Origin of the sequence: Fundicoccus sp. Sow4_D5 (genome assembly GCF_052116365.1) — a bacterium.
In the GTDB taxonomy this organism is placed as follows: Bacteria; Bacillota; Bacilli; order Lactobacillales; family Aerococcaceae; genus Fundicoccus.
In genome coordinates, this window is sequence record NZ_JBQKLF010000003.1 from 151,614 (window position 1) to 169,877 (window position 18,264).

Here is an 18,264-nt window from a genome sequence, read left to right on the forward strand (position 1 = left end):
TTGTTGCTGATATGTTGGTAAAGTCAAAATAGGAGGAAAAAAATGAAAAAAAACTTAAAGAGATTAGTATTGATTGTCTTGTCCTTATGCCTAATTCCCACTATAAAATTACAGAGTATTTATGCCCAAAATGATTCATTACAAGTTGCAGTTGCAGCAGATTTCTATCCTTTCTTTTCTCATATTGGAGAGCTTTTTTCTGAAGAAAACAACGTTCCTGTCGAAGTTATCGAAGTTGATGAAGCTCAAGCGCTCGAAGCACTAACACTCGATGGTCCAGCCGGTTTAGGTTTTGATGTATATATCGCACCTTTTAATGATGCCGTAAAAGTCGGGTTACAAGGGCATGGTGCATCAGTAACGCTTCCAGAAGATGGTCGTTTTGATGAAATCGATACACGTCAAGTAACATACGAGGATACAGCCTATGGTTATCCATTAGCAATAGAGGCTCTCGTTATGTACTATAATACTGATTTATTAGAAGAAGCTCCAGCTAGTTTTGAAGATCTGGAAGAACTAACAAATGATGAGAGGTTCGTGTTTGAGAATGAAGCTGGAAAGAGCGTTGCATTCCTGGCTAATTGGTTAGACTTTTACCATGCATTTGGTTTAATTTCAGGTTTTGACGGCTATATTTTTGCTGATGAAAACACAAACCCTAGTGATATTGGTCTAAATAGCGAAGGAGCAGTAAAGGGTATTGAGCATGCTGCAAAATGGTATCAAAATATTTGGCCTGAAGGTATGTTAGACTCATCAAGTTCATTAAACTTCTTGAATGAACAATTTATTAATGGGAATGCAGCTGCTGTTATCAATGGTCCATGGCAATTTGGAAACTATGAGGAGGCGGGAGTTCCATTTGATGTAGCTGCGATACCTACATTACCAAATGGCAATCCATATTCACCTTTTGCTGGAGGAAAAGCACTTGTCATTAGTAATTATTCACAGAATAAAGAGTTAGCGGAAGAATTTTTAACTTTTGCAACAAACGAAGAAAATCAATTACTAATGCACGATGAATTTACTGCAGGTGTTCCGGCAAATGCTAATGCGAAAGCATCTATCACTAACGATTCAACCAATAATTTATCTGTTACTGTAATTGAACAATACTCAAATTCAATTCCAATGCCAAACATAATTGAAATGTCTGAGGTTTGGGATCCAGCTGGGGTAATGATTTTTGAAGCAGGATCAGGTCAGAAAGATCCGGCAGCTGCGGCTAATGATGCAGTTCAGTTAATTGAAGAACAGATAATGCTAAAATATTAGAGGTAAATGCAAATATTTTATGAATTATGGTGAAATGCCTAATAATTGACAACCTTGATATTTCAGGAAAATGTATGTCAGATAAGTTTTTTCAATATAATAATTGTTCTGAAATTCTTCCGAAGGATTGGCCTCCAAAGAGTTTTGAATAACTTGACATATAAATAAGTGATGAGCATATAAGAAGGGGCTGTGTCATAAGTCGACATGTGCCTCCAAATAAAAAACCGACACGAATGCTGTTTTAACAGCGTTTGTGTCGGTTTTGCGTTATAATGAAGGTGTAAAAAAAAAACGAACAGACCTTCACTTCTGCTCGTCCAAATAAATCCTAGGAAAGGACTTATCAAAATGTATACTAGTTATAACATAAATCAATTTAAATTGGATATATCATTGGATTATATGCCAGAAAAGCATCCTATCACTCATTTTATTAATGGCTTAGTCGATTCGTTGGAGATTCATCCTCCTTATGAATGTGGTAGACCTAGAGAATATAGTTTAGCTGCTGTTCTTAAATTATTGCTGTTTGCTCATACGCGTGGCGTCTTTACGAGTAGAAAAATCAATGTCTTAGTTCAGGAAAATATGCCGGCACACTGGTTAACTCAAGACGGCTTGCCATCCGCTTCGACTATTTGTCGGCGTCGAAGAGCGCCAGAATTACAGTCGATCTTAGACAAAGGCTTTGAGTCTCTCGTCGATTATTTACGCGAACACCGTTTAATCGATGATCAAGTGTCGGTTGACGGAACAAAACTGCTTGCTGATGCTAATAAGTATAGCTTCGTTTGGAAAAAGAATACAATTCGCTTTGATGAAAATAACCAGGATAAAATCAAAAAATTGCTGTCGAATTAAAAGCAGCCTATTCGGCCGCTTATTTACCTGCGGATACCCCCATTACAATAGATGGATTAGAGGAAGTCATGACGATACTTGAAACCAGATTGGAAGATTTAGAGGTGAAGGTACAAGAAACTGCGACACTTTCACCTAATCCTGCGAAACAAGAACGAGGAAAAGTAAAGTCAGTGATAAATAAAATAAAAGAACGTCGTGAAAAACATCGAAACTACCTCGAACAATCGACCACTTTTGGCGAACGTCACTCTTATTCTAAAACAAATACTGACGCAACTTTCATGAGAATGAAAGACGATCATCTGATGAATGGTCAACTTAAACCAGGTTACAATCTTCAATTAGCGACAAGTAATCAGTATGCACTGGCTTATTCAATTCTCCCCAATCTAACAGACACACGCACGCTTCAACTTTTTTTTAACGACTCATGAAAGCCTCATGCATTCAATGAACTACTTAAGCATGGATGCGGGATATGGGTCTGAAACTAATTATCGTTTCTTGGAAGATAATTTTCCGAACTTAACCGCGCTGATTCCTTACGGCACAATGTTAAAAGAACAGACAAGAAAGTCATGAACTGGCACTATGATGAATCTGAAGATTATTATATCGATCCCCAAGGCGTGCGATTTAATTTTTCCGCTTAACGTCAACGAACAGATAAATATGGTATGACCCGTGACTTTAAAGAGTACAAAGCCAAGCGCTATACTCTAGATAATCAAGAGATTCCGGAAGCTCTGACAGAAAAGGGCTATGTGCGAAAGATTATGGTCAATCCATCTTGGGAGTATTTTAAAGCCAAACAACGCATGTATTTCTCTACACCCGAATGCCAAGCCGTGTATCAGCGCAGAAAAATGATGTTGAAACAACCTTTGGTTTTCTCAAGGGTTCTTTAGGGTTCACCCGGTGCCACGTAAGAGGCAAAAAAAAGTCAGCCAGGAGATTGGCATCGTTTTAATGGCATGTACCCTCCATAAGTTATCTTTAAATGATCAAAAGAATAAAGTAACTAAAGAAAAGTAAAAGATCTGGCGATTAGGAAGACATTATCATCTTCTATCGTCAGATCTTTTGTTTTCTATCTTCTTACAAAAACGGACTTATGACACAGCCCCATAATTTCGATGGTCGCATGAAACGAAATGACAAAAATAATTTCACCGTGAAAGGAAATATTATGCAAATTGATCCTATCGATTATCAAAGTTTACAATTATTAACTCAAAATTCTCGAATGCAATGGAAAGAAATTCATATGACCGGTCAAGCAGTAGACAATCGCATTCAAAAATTGAAAGAAAAAGGTATTATACAAGCCTTTACAATTGTTATCGATGAAATGAAAGTCGGAATTTCTTTTAGCGCGTTCATTATTTTTATTTAAAACAAATTCTCAAAAAAAGACAAAAAAAGTCTACCTCATGTTATAATGAAGGTGGAAAATTTTTAATTTTTGGGGACTCCTATGCTATTGCCGTAGCTGGAGTCTTTTTTTGTTGCCATGGGGTGTAAGTTTCTCCCGTTTTGATGAGCATGTAGACTATTCTGAGTAATTTATGGGCCAAAGCCACCACTCCTTTGCCTTTCTGTTTGCGCTCACTAAACTTAAAATAAATCGCTCGGAATTCTTGGTGATTCGATCGACCAGCTGTCAGTCCCGCTCGACAAAGAGCCGCTTTGAGATAGCGATTACCTCGCGTCGTTTTTGACCCATATTGAATGCCAGCTGATTCATAACTCCCTGGACATAAGCCCGCCCACGAAGCGAGTCGCTCAACGGTTTCGAAGGCCTCTACGGTCGGTCCAACTTCTGCGATGACCACTTGAGCCGTTGTTTGACTGATGCCAGGAATTTCTAGGAGCCGAAGATACAGGTCTTCATAAGGTTGAAGATGTTCTTCAATGAGTTGCTCACATTCCTTAATTTCATCAGTCAAACGTCGAATGGTCGCTAATTCAAGCTGGAGAAGTTGCCGGTTAATCGTCGTTAAGGAGCCATTCATCGCCTCAAATAATTGCCAAGGACTCGCGTGAACTCTTTTGGAAATCGTCTCTTCGATTAACTGCTCATTAATGACTTCACCATTAATAAATAGGCTTAATAACCGCTGACCCGTCGCTGTCAAATATATCCGATAAATAACGACTCAACTTAATATTTGAGCGTTGTAAAATATCATGCACTTGATTTTTACGACGCGTCAAATCTTCTTTCACCGATGAGCGGTGGCGCGTAAGTTGTCTTAAATCTTGAATCTCTCGCTCAGGCACATACGAGCCACTCACGAGTCCACAACGGCCTAACTCCGCGATCCATTGAGCATTTCTCCTATCTATTTTACGCCCAGGGACTTGCTTAATATGTTGGGCATTCGCGAGAATCATCTTAAACCCATAAGGTTCCATAATATTTCACACCGGTCGCCAATAGTGTCCAGTGCTTTCCATCAGCACGGTGGTAATATCTAATCACTCAAGCCACTGGGCACACGCTTGTAATTCTCTTGTCGTGGTATCGAACTCTTTAGTTTGTTTCTTCGGTTTAGATCGATTAAGGGAACCAACTAACGTACAGACGGTAATTGTCTTCTTGTGCACATCAATTCCAGCACATCTTTTAACCATCACTTCCATCATAATTCCTCCTAAAAATGAATTAAAAGCAGGGAAAGATTCTGGTAAAGTGTCTATTTATTTCAATGCTCGAAGCATAGTCCAGTCATCACAAGGAACACTCCGTCCATCTTTTTATCCGGGTGCGGCAACACCACTAAACGCACGGACTTGTCTGCTTTCACTTAAATTATAACAAGAAAATGGTGCACAGTGTTTTAAATGTCATTCGGATTGCGAAGCAATCTCATGATTTTTTATTTATTTATTTATGATTTACATTTTTAAAATATATTACTCAGGATAGAAACTATCAGCATCCTTGTAGATCGTTTTGATGACACAATCCTTTTTTGCCTTATGGACTAAATCTCATTGCGTTGTGAAACATAATAATTTATGGCACGCGCTTTTTTGTGATTACTTACACAAAAATGAGAATTTTAACCATTACCTCAGATTGATTGGTCATGCCTTCTTACCATTTGTTGCAATTTTAGTTATATAATATAATTATGCATTATTGTAACAAAAACACCATTCACTATTGTTTTATAAGCATATTTTTGGTATGGTTTCATTATATAAAGGAGGAAGATTTATGAAAAACTGGAAAAACTTATTAACTATACCTTTGGTTCTTTCACTTGCATTAAGTAGCACAATGGTATTTGCTCAAGACAATTCAGAAGTTGAATCAGAATCTGTAAATACTGAAGAGGTGGCTGATACTTCGACCGCACTATCTCCCGAGGAAGCTTTTGAATTTGAAGATTTAACTTCTCAAGGAAGTGCTGCCAAAGGAACTACGATTGCCGATATCGATATGACGGCAGAAGATTGGGTGGATCAGGCTGCTGCTGCAACGGAAGCGGTAGAAGGCGATACTTATGTTCGTTTGGATAGCGGACTTTTAACAGTTAATCAATTAAATGCTTTCTTAAAAGCGAATCCTTTTGAACTAACTTATGCAGATGACAACAACCAATTCTTATACTATAACTACAAATTAGAAGCTGAAGATATGTTAGGTTCACGTCGTCCTGATCAAGCTGGTAATCCATTAGCAGATGTTCACCCTGAGTCAGCACTGGTCAATGTATCTTGGGTTGTAAACCAATTGCGCGAAGGTCACACTGACCATGTCCGTATGGCCGTTCCGAATTCTGATCCAAATAAGTTTGTGGTTCATGATTATTATGGAATTTATGACGATGAAGGCAATTTTATGGGTGTCAACGAAGTTATTTGGGACATCCAACCAGTGATTGATTTCTGGATGCAACAAAACAATGCGTCATATGAAGTAGACGCAACATCAGGAGCTACAGAAGAAACCGGTGAAGAAAACGGTGATACTACTGAAGAAACCGAAGAAGTAGTTGAAGAAGAAGCTGTGGAAGAAGTCAGTGAAGAAGTCGATGAGGAAACTGAAGCAGAAACAACCGAAGATGCTGCACCAAGCTTAAGCCCTGAAGAAGCTTTAGAATTTGAAGATGTTAATGCCGAAGGCGAATCAGCACACGGAACAACGATTGCTGATGTGGATATGGCTGCTGAAGACTGGGTAGATCAAGCTGCTAAGGCAGTAGACGCGGTTGAAGGAGATACATACGTTAAATTAGACAACGGTGTTCTAACGGTTGATCAAATTAACGAATTCCTAAAAGCACAACCTGTTGAATTAACTTACGCGGATGACAATAACCAATTCTTATTCTACAACTACAAGTTAGAACCTGAAGAAATGTTAGGTTCACGTAGACTTGATCAAGTAGGTAGCGCTCTTGCCGACGTTCACCCGGAGTCAGCTTTACAAAATCTTTCTTGGGTGATCAACCAATTACGTGAAGGTCATACTGATCACGTACGTATGGGTGTACCTAACTCTGACCCTGAAAAATTCGTCGTTCATGACTACTATGCTATTCACGATGAAGATGGTAACTACATGGGGATTAACGAAGTGATTTGGGATATCCAACCTGTAGTAGACTTCTGGTTACAACAAACTGGCGCAGACTTAGATATCGATGAAACAGATGTCACTTCTGGAGCAACTGAAGACGATTCCGAAACTGTGGAAGAAGAAGAAACATCTGAAACTGATGAAAGCACTGAAGAAGCAGCTTCTGTCGACTTCTCTAACTTAGAAGACGGTACTTACACTGGTTCAGCTCAAGGACATAACGGAGCTGTTGAAGTTGAAGTGATCGTTGAAGGCGGCGTTATTACAGCGGTTAATGTTTTAGAACATAGCGAAACAGCTGGCATTTCTGATCCAGCCATTAGTGATGTTCCAGCAGCAATCGTTGAAAATAACTCTACTGAAGTTGAAGTTACTTCAGGCGCATCGTTAACGTCTCAAGCAATTATGGAAGCCGTTAATAATGCCTTAAGTCAATAATCATTCATTCACCCCCCAAAAGTAAGCTTACAAGCTTATCTTTTGGGGGTTTTTAGTTAGAAGAAAATGCGCCTGTGTCCCCTACAAAAAAAGATACAGACCCGAAAGTCCGTATCCCTCGTTTATATTATACTTGCATTTCTTCTAATTGACCTTGATTTAAGCGATAAACACGGTCCATTAGACTTAAGAGACTGGTGTCATGGGTGACGACAATCGCGGCAGTATCCCGCGCTTTAACTTGCCTGCGAATCATGTCAATAATCTCTCGACCAAGTGACTCATCTAAATTAGCAGTAGGTTCATCCGCCAGGATTAGACTAGGGTGATTAATGAAGGCTCGGGCAATCGCTACTCGCTGCTTCTCTCCACCGGATAGAGCTTCTGGATACGCTTCAGCACGGTGGCTAATCCCTAAATCCAATAGCAATTTATCGACTTCTTCATTGTTTTGATAGTCACTTAAAGATTGAATGATTTGAAGTTGTTCTTTGACCTTCAAGTAAGGAATTAAATGGCTACCTTGGAAGATATAACCAATGTGCTCTTTACGAAAAAGCGTCTTCTCTTCATCATTTAGGCTGCTCGTATTCGTTCCTTTAATTTGAACTTCTCCTGCATTAGGGGTAATCAAAAGGCCTGCCATCGATAAGAAAGTAGACTTTCCTGATCCACTCGGACCCACTACTGCCACCACTTCTCCTTGCTTGAGTTTTAGATTCAAGTCAGCAATGATCTCTCGCTCTTGGTTGCCATCAGGATAGCTTTTAACTAAGTTTTTGAGGTGCAATATTTCCATCAGTGCGTCCCTCCCATAATCTCTGCAGGATCAACATTTCGAATGGTCCTTAAGGATGCCAGCGAGCCTAGCAAAGCGATCAATACGAAGGCTATGCTTCCGCCCAGAATATATTCTGGCACGAAGTAAAATGGTACGATGCTCGGAAGGAGTACGCTAGTTAGTAATATTAAGGATACCGAGAGTACCACACTAATGACAGCCACCATTAAAACTTGGCGAATCACCATCTTAGTTAACATTTTATCGCTAGCACCAAAGGCCTTCAACAAACCAAACTCTTCCCGTTTATCCATGTTGATAATATAAAAGAACATGCCAATAATCGTGGCTGAAATAATATACATGGCAATGATTAATAAAATAAAAGATGCCGTCTGAGCTAGTAGACCAGGCAGATTCTGGATAATCGTGTCCTTATGATGGATATCAACATTCAGCGCCCGAACCTCGTCATTAATTTCTTCTGGGCTCAACTCGGTCACGACTGCTTGTACTTCAGCATAGCCTGTCACCTGCCCCCAGAAACTCGTATCAATGTATTTCTCCGGTAAAGTATAGATGATGGGATTGTATGAATGCGTCTCTTTCTTGGTGAGTCCGACTACTTTAAACTTAGTATTCACCCGATCATCTTGTAAGTCATCGCCCAGCTGAATGCCGTCGTTAACAATATGCTCTGAAGCCAACACTTCATTAGGACTCTCTGGAAAACGCCCTTCTACTAACGTTGGGTTCATTGCGGTTTCCCCTGGTGGAATTGAAAAGTATGTAATATCTACCACATCTGCTTCCGTTTCCCGCGTTAAGTTTTCAACAGATGAAAGTCTTACGCCCAAAATAAAGGCTTCTGGATCGCCTAAAGCGCTGAGAATTTTCTCCCCATAATCAGAACTCATCGTGGACCTGGCAATATTGCCGTTGGATCCTTGAGATAAAATATAGGTTTCCATTGGTGCTGACATCAATTTAGAACCAGCCTGATGACGTAAGCCTAATGATAAACTCATCGTAAAGAACACCAAATACATGGTTGCCATTAACACCAAGACAATCACGCCATAACGACCTTTAGACTTCTGGATTTCCTTCCAAGCTAAATTCATACTTACCCCTCTTCTCCGACACACTACCGTTTATTTCAGTAACTAATTGAGTGAACTTAACCTACCTACCAAAAAACAACTAAATAACACAAGTATATCTGCACTTGGTTTTTAGTTGTTTGTTTAAAATGGTTTAAGCCAATGCTTCTCCGTTAATTATACTATATTTTGTAAATAATTGTATTTGATTAAAGAGAAGTCTTGAACAATCTTGCCTGATACCTATAATTATAGATTCTTTCAAAAGATAGAAACCTCACCGGAAAATCCACAGGTGATAGATGGATTCTCTTTATGTTTAATTCTATGTATCATAATTATTGACTTAAACTACTTATGATACGCATGTCCGTATCATCGATAGGTAATAAATTCTATTCGCTATTTGGTACGATTAAAAAATACTAATCATGTTCATTCCCAGTAAGTATTAAAATGTTCTATAAATTATTTTTCTCCTCTAGCTTCTGTTTAATAACATGTGCTAAATAAGTGATTGTACCTTCCTGTGGTGAATCTTCATCTCCTTGAATCTCAGCCAAAAGCTCATGTAACTCATTTTTCTTTGAATCTAAATTTGATTTTAATGATTGAAGTTCAAATGTCTCTACCTCATGACCTTTCCATCCTTCTTTATACTTCTCTTTTTCATTTAAATATTCACTTATGATATGAAACTTTATCTGCTCTTTTTTTTCTGAGTGTTGTTCTGAAAAATTTGTAGTATATTGATTGTTTTTGCTTATTAATTCGTTTACAATCTTTTCTTCCTCATCAAAATTATTTGGTAAGATTATTGTAAGTCCATTTTTTGCACTGAAAAGATCTCTTTGTTTATCAATTATTACATTCTCTAGTTTTTCTAGAAATACTTCAATTTCATTCTTTTTATTACTTATTTTAAAATTTAAACTTTGCACTTCTTGATGTAATGAGATATAGAAATCTTCTTTTTTCATCCCTTGCAAGGTTGAAACCTTCACTTTATACTCATTAATCTCATTTAATTTAATATTTAAATTATCTTGCAAAATTTTAATATCATCAGCCGAGAAGTAGATATTTAATTTTTGTTCTCGTTCTAATGTGTATTTACTACCACAAAATGCACAATTATCCCCTTGACTATGTATTTCTTTTCCTCTTTTTGCAAATTCCTTCTTATCAGGATTATCCTTTAATTCCGGAAGTGAAATTGATTCTGTAAGCTTAGTTTGAATTAATTGATTAACTGAATCATAGAGCTCAATAAATTTTATTTTTTCAAAAATAATTTCATCTAAAATACTCTTAGGTTCCTCTTTCAAGTCATGATTTAATTCAATTAACTTAGCTTGATCTAAGTGCTTTGCACGCTAAATATCATTTCGAAAATCATTTCTGTTATAAGTTGGCGGAGTAAGTTGAGGTTTTGTTAAGTTTTTTAATCTCTGAGCACAGTGTGAATAAAAAATTTTAACATCTTCATCTCTTTCAGTAGTATCAGATTCTAATTGTTTAACCTCATTAAATTCTTTACTAGGTGTTATTCCTTCTTCACTATAAACTTCATCCCAGTCTAAACTTTTCTTTTTCTTTTCCAAAGAAACGAGTTGATTCTCTAATTCTAAAATTTCAACATCTAATTCTTCCACTTTTGTTTTTATATCAATATTCTCTTCTCCAAGAACTACTGCATTTAGTTTATCATCAATTAACAAATTCTCTAAGCCCGTAAAAACCCTGACATCATAATCACATGAATATTGCGATTTTATCAAAGAAGTTAACGTACTTTTACCAGTGCCATTCTTACCAAAGATAAAATTTTTACTACTTAACTCTAATAAGTGATTGCCATCAACATTAAAAACAGGATACTCTTGTTGGCTCTATAATATTTGGTGTTGATGAATGATTTCATTCCATTCGTTGACATCAAATATTATAGAGCCGTTATTTATTAAGTAGCTATCTGCATACCATCCCAATGTTCTGCTTGTTTAATAACAAGTTGGATGGCTTCATTATAGTTACCTGGATATTTATATCTTTTCAATAGTCGCTTAATCGTTCGTCTGACATTCGCTCGACCAGATTCTCGCATCATCCAATCAGAGGTCATTTCATCTGCAATGGAATCAGTTAAGTCTTTTGTTAATTGAATGAGTTGATCATTGGTATAAAAATCTTGCACGTTTTCTGGATTGCTCACCGCATGGTAAAATGCCATTTCTGCACGACTCAATCCAAGACTTTCATGTTCTTTCTCAAGAGCCATGGCTTCTTTTGCGAGTTTCATCAATTCTTCTCGTGTTGTTTGTAAATTTGAGAGATTATACTCAGCATCTTCACTATTTACAACGTCTGCAATACCTGCAAATCGATCGAGTTGCTCCGCATTATCTACTAAGCCTTCACGATACTTTTTCATAATCCGTTTGAGACGTTCCGAAAACTCTTCACCTTTTACGATATCTGTTCGTACGATTGATCGGATTTCATCTGTAAGCAACTTATTCAGCAACTCCACAGACAAGTTCTTCTGTTCCATCTTCTCAATTTTTTCTAGGAAGTTTGGATCGAAAAGACTAAATCCACGTTCAAAATCTTGAAAAAGATTAATGACTCCTTCACTTTGAATCGATTGATGTAAAAGTTCGCTAATTTGTTCATTAATCTCAGCTTTTGAAAGTGCTGATGTACTGCTGCCAATTCGGTTCACACTAATTCGAACCGCTTCAATATAAGCTGCTTCTCTTTGTTCCGCTTCTGTCGTCACAGAAGAACATAAAGTGTGTGCTTGTTTTAATTGATATGCTTGATCTTTAAAATCCTTCTGCATTTCTTCATTGTAGCTTAAGATATGGTCAATTCCATCGCGAATTAAGTTTGCCATATCAGAATCGGTGATGGTTTTAGAAAAGATTTTAGAATAATTAAACCGATTAAAAAACACGTTACGACAAACTTCTAGTTTTTCTTGAAACTTTGGATAAGCTGAATCTCGAATATTTGCATTATCAATGGCCTCTTGGTCAGATGTAGTATAGTCGCTCATCGCCTCTTTAAGTGCTTTACCAATGCCAATGTAATCGACGATCAAGCCGCCTGTTTATCCGATTGGGAGCTACCTTACCCACGGTTCCCCGATAAGAGCTGTACTTACCAGATTTCTTTGAGAAAGAGGTCACACGAATATCTAACTTACGGATTAATCGTTGTAATTTAGTTTTACCAATATTATAGCCTAATTTCTTGAGTAACGGCATGAGACGACGATAGCCGAAATCTTTATGAAAATGACGTAAGTTTAATATGGCTTGTTCCAGCTTCTCATCGGGATTGGGACGCTCAAATTGTTGTTGCCAATAGTGATAGGTTGATTTAGGAAAGGATAAGGTCGCAAGGATTTCCTTTAAAGGATAAAATTCTCGGAGGCTATGGATAATCCTTGATGTTACTTCTTGACTGGGTGTGCTGACGCCAGCTGCCGTAACCTCCTGAGTTCTTTTAAATAGCCAATCTCTATTTCTAATTTTCGATTTTGGGCTTCGAGTTGTTGAATGCGCAAGTCTTTTTCATCTTGAGCGGCGGTTTCTAGCGACTCATCTTGCGGTAAGGGTTGCTTGGTGGGCTGGGTTTTCATCTCTTTCATCCTTTCCTTGGGATTGTCTAAACCTTCGATTCCCTTCGCTTCAAAGAGTTTCACCCATTTGTAAATGAGCTGTGCATGGGGAATCTTGAGCTGTTTAGCGAGCTTTTTGTAAGATATGTCTGTTGTTAAGTATAACTCTACCGCATTGAGCTTGAATTGAACAGAATAATGAGGGGTTTTTCGATTACTATCTAAACCCTCAATCCCCATCCCTTCATAAGCCGCCACCCATTGGGCGATGGTACTGGGGCTAGGCATGTGATATTTCTTCGCTAGACTTGTATAACCTTGGGATGTATTGAGATATTCCATCACCACTTTTAATTTAAAATCTAAGCCATATTTTCCCATAATGTAGACCTCCATTTAATGTTTTTTGAGGTCCAACTTTCCGGGGTCGGATCAAAGTCCTATGACGCAATCCGATTTTAACACGACGAATCAAAATGAACAATCATACCTGAGAGGAGCGGACTACTATGAACAATTCAACCGAAAGAATTAATGAGTTAACACAGTATCTGAGACAAATGCGACTGCCCATCATGGCAGATCGGTTAATTGATTTGTATAGCGATCCGCTCAGCAATCAGCGTACGACATTGGATATTCTGGAAGAAATGGTCATCGATGAATACCAGTCCAGAAGACATAACACCATTCAACGTCACTTAAAACAAGCTAAACTCTCCCAGCCACAAGCTCATATTCAAGAGATTGATTATTCACCGAGTCGAAAGCTTAATAAAGATACTATCGATCAATTGAAGATCTGTCAGTTTATAACAAACCATCGAAATGTCATTATCCAAGGAGCCACTGGTACCGGCAAGTCTTACATTACGAATGCCTTATGTCGCTATGTCATCGAAGAAGGCTATACGGCAAGATACATGAGAATGTATGATTTACTCGCTGAAATGGTTCAGGCTGAACTAGAGGATAGACTCATTAACTATCTAAAGAAAATAGCGAAACTGGATGTATTAGTCATTGATGATTTTCTTTTAACACCGACAACCCAAGATGAACAAAAATACTTAATGGAAATCTTTGAATTAAGAAGTCGAGATCGTTCCCTTATTATTTCCTCTCAAATGGAAACAGGAGAATGGCATAAGAAATTAGGAGGTGGTGCCATTGCGGATGCCATACTTGATCGTGCCATCTCAAACTCTTATCATTTATATATTTCTGGTGATTCTTTAAGAATGAAGACTGGTTCAGCGGGTTCCGACTAGACTGGTTCAGCAAAACGCGATTTGCCTGGCTCAGGCAATCGCGTTTTTATGGCCTTATTGAAACGCTATATGCACTCGACTTCACCGCTTGGCGGGCTTCAATTGGATAGCGCATAAAATAGTCCCGTATCACGTTTTGTTTACGGTCCGGTAAAATATCGAATGGTTTTTTCTCATGGACATCTATTAAGATACATGACATCGATTCTTGAACACTCTTCCATTGATTCCAACTCATCAATCCCAATGTGTTTAGGTAAGGTGCGGTAAGATGGGTCCAATGCTTTGCCTGCTTTTTTAAGAACCGTCGCGACCGTATAATCAGATATAGAGTAACGATGCGTAATCAGCGTCATGGATTGTACTTCACCTAGCTCTAACCCAAACATTCATTCACCTTTCATCCTCCAATTCAATTGATACAGTAAAAGTATAACTGAATTGTTTTTTTCTGGAATAAAGTGCCGAAACTTATCTAGCAATTATTGTTGAATCTAATTTAGCATTAATAGATGGCTCTTTGAGAGTGACGTATCCACATATATTGGAAATAATCGAAGCACGATTACATAAATCATCAACCATCTTTTGTTCTAAGTCTGCACCAAATGGGTAACATCAGAAAATCGAAAACGTTCAACTGGCAGACGCCATACTCGATCGCGTGGTTGATAATGCGTATAAAATATAGATTGATGTAGAAATATCTATGCGAGAACGTCATGGTTTAGGAGATGTCTAATTATTGGTCACGTTCTAAGAAGTAAATTTTTGTCTTAATAAATCATAATGAGGCCAATTAAGTCTACTTAAGAGGGATTAATAGAATAAAATGAAGGCTACGAGTCCATCTCTTGGAATGCGTAGCCTTTTTAAATATTTAATGATTAGGAAGCATCTTCCGCACAGATGAGGCTATTCACAGCACTCGGTGGAGCAAAAGTCCGCACAACTGGGGCAATTTAACCGCAATATTCAAGCACTTTGATTTCCTCGTTGATTGCCTGATCCTTATCTTGTTTATCGAGCGGTTGGATTTGATAATGATAGGTTGATCTCGGAAAACCTAACGCTATTAAAATAAGTTTGGATTTATAATTGGTCTGTTCATGGAGATTGCGAATGGCAAACACTGTCTGTCCTTGTGTTGCCGTTTTTCAGCTTCCTGCAATCTTCTCAATTCTTTTAACAACTTATTCTCAATATCTAATGCTTTATTTTTATCTTCCACCTCTTGAATTCCGTGTTTTAGCTCAGTCATCTTGTTGGGTGAGAATGTATCATTGAGTTTGGTTTTCTTTGAATTTTCTGGTTTAGAGATAATCGGTGGCCTCTCTGATGATTTAGATAAGTCATCAATACCTTCTCACTGGAAGGCGCGTAGCCAGTTTGCGGTTAGGCTTGGATTATTGATATTGAATTCGATACCAACCACACGGTAGCTTGAATCTGTTTCTAGATATAATTCTATCGCATTAAGGGTTATTTCAACACAATAATGACGTTTAGAAGTATTAGGATTGAGGCCCTCTAAACTAAAATATTGATAAGTATGAATCCAACGTTTTACATTACTATCTGTAGTATGATACTTCTTAATTAAAGTTTCGTAACCTTCGACACCTGCTTTATAATCGGCAACAAAGTCTAGTTTCGTTTCTAAATTAAATTTGCTCATATAAATACCCCCAAATGTTAGCTTTTTTAGTCTAACTTTTGGGGTTCGGCTCATAAAGTGATGAGGTTAATTGAAATAGCAATTCCTTATTGACTAAATACTCTCTTTAAAAGAACTGTTAAATGTAACAGCTAAGGGAATTAAATATGTATTCAATTTGTTGGCACTTATTTTATTTGGGATTATCCTATTGCATAGGAATTTCATATTCTTCAGTTACAATAAGATTGTTTTCATCTCGATATTCATTTGAAAGGTATAAAGGAACTTCGTCGTCAAATAATTTAATAATAGAATATAAATTCATGGTTCCACCTTCACGAATATATTCATTTTTTTGAGAATATAAAGGTAAATAACCATTGATCATTTGGGAATAATGATCCGTTTTATCCTGGTGAATAAAAACTTTTCTATCTATTTTGGAGGCGGTTTCTTGGATTACATCAATGCGGATTAAATCCGAAACTTTTGTTCTTTCGAAAGCATTTACTTGATAAAAAAGATACAATTCTCCATCTATAAATTCATGAGAATGAATAATCATTTCACCATAGAAATCCCCATAACTATTCGCATAAATTGTTTGAAAATGAAACACAAAATTTTCATTTAATTGACTTATTAAGTTTTGTTTTTCCTCTTCGAGAGCAGCAATTTGTAATTCAATATCGCTAATTTCTTGACGGATACTTTCTTCATCCACTTCATTAGCATAGACATTTGGAAGATGACTCATAGTGAAACTTCCAACGAGTAATGTTATTAATAGCTTCTTCATATGACAACTCCTTCATTTTTTAATGAAACGATATTTTTTAATATCAATATTATCATATCATATAGATAGTTAATTGTACAAACTATATTAATCTTTTTTATATGTAATTTTTCATGTATTGGAATCTAACCTAAATTCCCGTAAAATTATAGTATACGAAAAGCCAGCGAGGCATCTGCTTCGCTGGCTTCTTCTTAATGGAATAATCTTTCTTCAACATGGAGGGCCTTTAAAATCGTTTTTTGCAGACTGGTCAAAGGTAAAGTATGACAGCTCCCATCTTTTAACTGGATGTGTTGAATCTTTTCTAACTCTCGGATTACTTTCTTCAAGGTTAAGCGCTGAGTCCCTTCATGGCCTTTGATGGCCTGCATGAAGACACTGCGTAATATCAAGCCGAGAAAGGCCACAAAAAGCTTACCGTCTGTGGTTTGGGTGTAATGGGTTCGCATTCTGCGATAATCCATGCCGTTTTTTAACTGATCAAAACTTTTCTCAATCACATCTTTTTGGCGGTAGATGGTTAGAGCTTGGTCCGCACTGAGCCTTTTGTCCGTCGAAATCAAGGCAAAATAACCTAATTGGGCTTTCAGGGCATCGATTTTATCGTAATCCATCTGATAGCGCAGTTCTTTGTCGCCCACTTCTTCCACTTCAAAGTATTTCCGCCAGGAGGGTTTCAGTTTCTTTTGTTTGGCCATCTCACGGAGCTGTTGTTCATGGCGGTGAATATCATCAAACAAGGCATTCTCATCCAACATAGCTTTCTGAGGGTCGAAATACATATAGACCTTGACCGGAATGGCGTTAAAATCTGTTTCGAGGGTGCGGGCATAAACCCCTTGGGTGTTCAGCCGTTCGCGCGAAGAAAAAGGCTGCCCTATGACTTCTGCCAGTAACTCTTTGTACACCCTCAGGTTTTTTGGAATTAAACTGAGCGCCGTATGGTCCTTATCCGAGAGCACACGAAGGTTATCTTGGGTTAGAAAGCCTTGATCCATCACAAAACGCGCCTGACGCATACCGATGGTATCCGCTAAGGTCATCATGAAGGGCAAGAAAGTCTTATCCACGATACTGCCGGAATAAACCGAATAATACAGGGGAAGCTTGGAGGTTTCTCCAAAGAACATGCCGAGATTGATTTGAGACAAGTTTTCTTTGTCCCGATTATAACCCCGCTCGACCCAGGAAATTTCCTCACTGTAAGAGGAAATGGAGGTGACATCGTAAGCAATGTACTCGTTATCCTGCGCTTTTTTCAGCCATTGGCAAAAGAAGGCCAGCCGTTTGGTCTCATCCATGTTCGCGAAGAACTCACTGATTTGTTGGGAAGACAGGGAAGGCACCTGCCCTTGAGCGGTTGATTCCGCCCAGTCTGCATAATCCATCATCACATTCCCGTGAGCCATCATGTAAGCGGCGAGGGAAAGGAGTTTCTCGCTATCTTTCCCAAAGCTTTGACGGAGTATCTGAGTCAAACCGATGGCTTCGGCTAAATGGGCCACAACTTCCACATAGCCCACCGATTGAATCGTTTCAGGGATATCCTGGCGTTCACTTGGGAATAAGTCAAAGTAGTTTTTGTTGGGAATGAGCTTCCCCGTGGCTTCATCTAATTTACCAATACTCTTTTCATCAGATGTTGGCTTGCCTTGTGCATTGCGGTAGCTCCGTAGCGTGTAATAGACATATTTTGTGCCGTTGGGTCCTTTTTTATAGCTGATGCGTTTGGCTGGTAAATCGACGAGTTGTTTCTTTTTCATCTGACCGTCCTCCTCTCTCATTGTATACTATTATTATAGTATACAAAAGATAAAAAAACAAGCATTTATCATGACC

General features: G+C 38.0%; 20 protein-coding genes and 2 pseudogenes. 7 read left to right on the forward strand and 15 right to left on the reverse strand.

Annotation, left to right across the window (positions count from 1 at the left end; genetic code table 11):
* Nucleotides 1-42: 42 nt before the first annotated feature.
* The 5 genes from ACTQ45_RS06060 (at nucleotide 43) to ACTQ45_RS06080 (ending at nucleotide 3,544) form a co-directional block, all read left to right on the forward strand.
* The gene (locus tag ACTQ45_RS06060) at nucleotides 43-1,281 is read left to right on the forward strand and encodes an extracellular solute-binding protein (RefSeq protein ID WP_441763232.1); all 1,239 of its coding nucleotides are present in this window, start codon (nucleotides 43-45) and stop codon (nucleotides 1,279-1,281) included.
* 351 nt (nucleotides 1,282-1,632) lie between these two features.
* Nucleotides 1,633-2,145, forward strand: coding sequence for a transposase (locus tag ACTQ45_RS06065; protein WP_441763233.1), 513 nt, complete (start codon nucleotides 1,633-1,635; stop codon nucleotides 2,143-2,145).
* Nucleotides 2,146-2,213: 68 nt separating this feature from the next.
* Nucleotides 2,214-2,582 (forward strand): hypothetical protein, encoded by a 369-nt coding sequence (locus ACTQ45_RS06070; protein ID WP_441763234.1) that lies wholly within the window; start codon nucleotides 2,214-2,216, stop codon nucleotides 2,580-2,582.
* Nucleotides 2,583-2,825: 243 nt separating this feature from the next.
* A complete protein-coding gene (locus ACTQ45_RS06075) occupies nucleotides 2,826-3,056 on the forward strand; it encodes a hypothetical protein (protein ID WP_441763235.1) in 231 nt (76 codons plus the stop codon).
* Between the two features lie 206 nt (nucleotides 3,057-3,262).
* The gene (locus tag ACTQ45_RS06080; protein WP_441763236.1) at nucleotides 3,263-3,544 is read left to right on the forward strand and encodes a hypothetical protein; all 282 of its coding nucleotides are present in this window, start codon (nucleotides 3,263-3,265) and stop codon (nucleotides 3,542-3,544) included.
* A gap of 79 nt (nucleotides 3,545-3,623) precedes the next feature.
* On the opposite strand, the gene ACTQ45_RS06085 is transcribed toward ACTQ45_RS06080, so the two are convergent.
* From ACTQ45_RS06085 to ACTQ45_RS06095, 3 genes are all read right to left on the reverse strand, one after another.
* Nucleotides 3,624-4,286, reverse strand: coding sequence for a transposase (locus ACTQ45_RS06085; protein ID WP_441763237.1), 663 nt, complete (start codon nucleotides 4,284-4,286; stop codon nucleotides 3,624-3,626).
* Nucleotides 4,246-4,566 carry an IS110 family transposase gene (locus ACTQ45_RS06090; protein ID WP_441763238.1) on the reverse strand — a complete coding sequence of 107 codons (321 nt, stop codon included), beginning with the start codon at nucleotides 4,564-4,566 and terminating at the stop codon, nucleotides 4,246-4,248. Before ACTQ45_RS06090 ends, ACTQ45_RS06085 begins: the two co-directional genes overlap by 41 nt.
* 63 nt (nucleotides 4,567-4,629) lie before the next feature.
* Nucleotides 4,630-4,794, reverse strand: a complete 165-nt coding sequence (locus ACTQ45_RS06095) for a hypothetical protein (protein WP_441763239.1) — start codon at nucleotides 4,792-4,794, stop codon at nucleotides 4,630-4,632.
* 580 nt (nucleotides 4,795-5,374) lie between these two features.
* On the opposite strand from ACTQ45_RS06095, the gene ACTQ45_RS06100 reads away from it, so the two are divergent.
* On the forward strand, nucleotides 5,375-7,180 hold the full coding sequence (locus ACTQ45_RS06100) for a PAS domain-containing protein (RefSeq protein ID WP_441763240.1): 1,806 nt from the start codon (nucleotides 5,375-5,377) through the stop codon (nucleotides 7,178-7,180).
* 127 nt (nucleotides 7,181-7,307) lie between these two features.
* Here ACTQ45_RS06100 and ACTQ45_RS06105 read toward each other — a convergent pair whose 3' ends face one another.
* The 7 genes and pseudogenes from ACTQ45_RS06105 to ACTQ45_RS06135 form a co-directional block, all read right to left on the reverse strand.
* The gene (locus ACTQ45_RS06105; RefSeq protein WP_441763269.1) at nucleotides 7,308-7,982 is read right to left on the reverse strand and encodes an ABC transporter ATP-binding protein; all 675 of its coding nucleotides are present in this window, start codon (nucleotides 7,980-7,982) and stop codon (nucleotides 7,308-7,310) included.
* Nucleotides 7,979-9,085: an ABC transporter permease gene (locus ACTQ45_RS06110; protein WP_441763241.1), complete on the reverse strand. Its 1,107-nt coding sequence runs from the start codon at nucleotides 9,083-9,085 to the stop codon at nucleotides 7,979-7,981. Before ACTQ45_RS06110 ends, ACTQ45_RS06105 begins: the two co-directional genes overlap by 4 nt.
* Nucleotides 9,086-9,525: 440 nt before the next feature.
* Nucleotides 9,526-10,419 (reverse strand): annotated as a pseudogene (locus tag ACTQ45_RS06115) (AAA family ATPase); the annotation flags it as partial.
* 21 nt (nucleotides 10,420-10,440) lie between these two features.
* Nucleotides 10,441-10,926: pseudogene (locus tag ACTQ45_RS06120) on the reverse strand (AAA family ATPase); the annotation flags it as partial.
* Nucleotides 10,927-11,027: 101 nt separating this feature from the next.
* Nucleotides 11,028-12,170, reverse strand: a complete 1,143-nt coding sequence (locus tag ACTQ45_RS06125) for a DUF3387 domain-containing protein (RefSeq protein WP_441763242.1) — start codon at nucleotides 12,168-12,170, stop codon at nucleotides 11,028-11,030.
* On the reverse strand, nucleotides 12,142-12,603 hold the full coding sequence (locus tag ACTQ45_RS06130; RefSeq protein WP_441763270.1) for an IS3 family transposase: 462 nt from the start codon (nucleotides 12,601-12,603) through the stop codon (nucleotides 12,142-12,144). Before ACTQ45_RS06130 ends, ACTQ45_RS06125 begins: the two co-directional genes overlap by 29 nt.
* Nucleotides 12,525-13,073, reverse strand: coding sequence for a transposase (locus ACTQ45_RS06135; protein WP_441763243.1), 549 nt, complete (start codon nucleotides 13,071-13,073; stop codon nucleotides 12,525-12,527). Before ACTQ45_RS06135 ends, ACTQ45_RS06130 begins: the two co-directional genes overlap by 79 nt.
* Before the next feature lie 128 nt (nucleotides 13,074-13,201).
* Between ACTQ45_RS06135 and ACTQ45_RS06140 the strand changes: the two genes are divergently transcribed.
* On the forward strand, nucleotides 13,202-13,963 hold the full coding sequence (locus ACTQ45_RS06140; RefSeq protein WP_441763244.1) for an ATP-binding protein: 762 nt from the start codon (nucleotides 13,202-13,204) through the stop codon (nucleotides 13,961-13,963).
* A 173-nt stretch (nucleotides 13,964-14,136) separates the two neighbouring features.
* Here ACTQ45_RS06140 and ACTQ45_RS06145 read toward each other — a convergent pair whose 3' ends face one another.
* The 5 genes from ACTQ45_RS06145 to ACTQ45_RS06165 all read right to left on the reverse strand — a co-directional run bounded on the left by ACTQ45_RS06145 (nucleotide 14,137) and on the right by ACTQ45_RS06165 (nucleotide 18,188).
* Nucleotides 14,137-14,352, reverse strand: a complete 216-nt coding sequence (locus ACTQ45_RS06145) for a hypothetical protein (protein ID WP_441763245.1) — start codon at nucleotides 14,350-14,352, stop codon at nucleotides 14,137-14,139.
* A gap of 686 nt (nucleotides 14,353-15,038) precedes the next feature.
* Nucleotides 15,039-15,194 (reverse strand): hypothetical protein, encoded by a 156-nt coding sequence (locus ACTQ45_RS06150; RefSeq protein WP_441763246.1) that lies wholly within the window; start codon nucleotides 15,192-15,194, stop codon nucleotides 15,039-15,041.
* Between the two features lie 135 nt (nucleotides 15,195-15,329).
* Entirely contained in the window at nucleotides 15,330-15,641 is a 312-nt protein-coding gene (locus ACTQ45_RS06155) for a hypothetical protein (RefSeq protein WP_441763247.1), read from the reverse strand.
* Nucleotides 15,642-15,828: 187 nt separating this feature from the next.
* Nucleotides 15,829-16,422, reverse strand: coding sequence for a hypothetical protein (locus ACTQ45_RS06160; RefSeq protein WP_441763248.1), 594 nt, complete (start codon nucleotides 16,420-16,422; stop codon nucleotides 15,829-15,831).
* A 194-nt stretch (nucleotides 16,423-16,616) separates the two neighbouring features.
* Nucleotides 16,617-18,188 carry an IS1634 family transposase gene (locus ACTQ45_RS06165; protein WP_441763249.1) on the reverse strand — a complete coding sequence of 524 codons (1,572 nt, stop codon included), beginning with the start codon at nucleotides 18,186-18,188 and terminating at the stop codon, nucleotides 16,617-16,619.
* Between the last annotated feature and the right edge of the window lie 76 nt (nucleotides 18,189-18,264).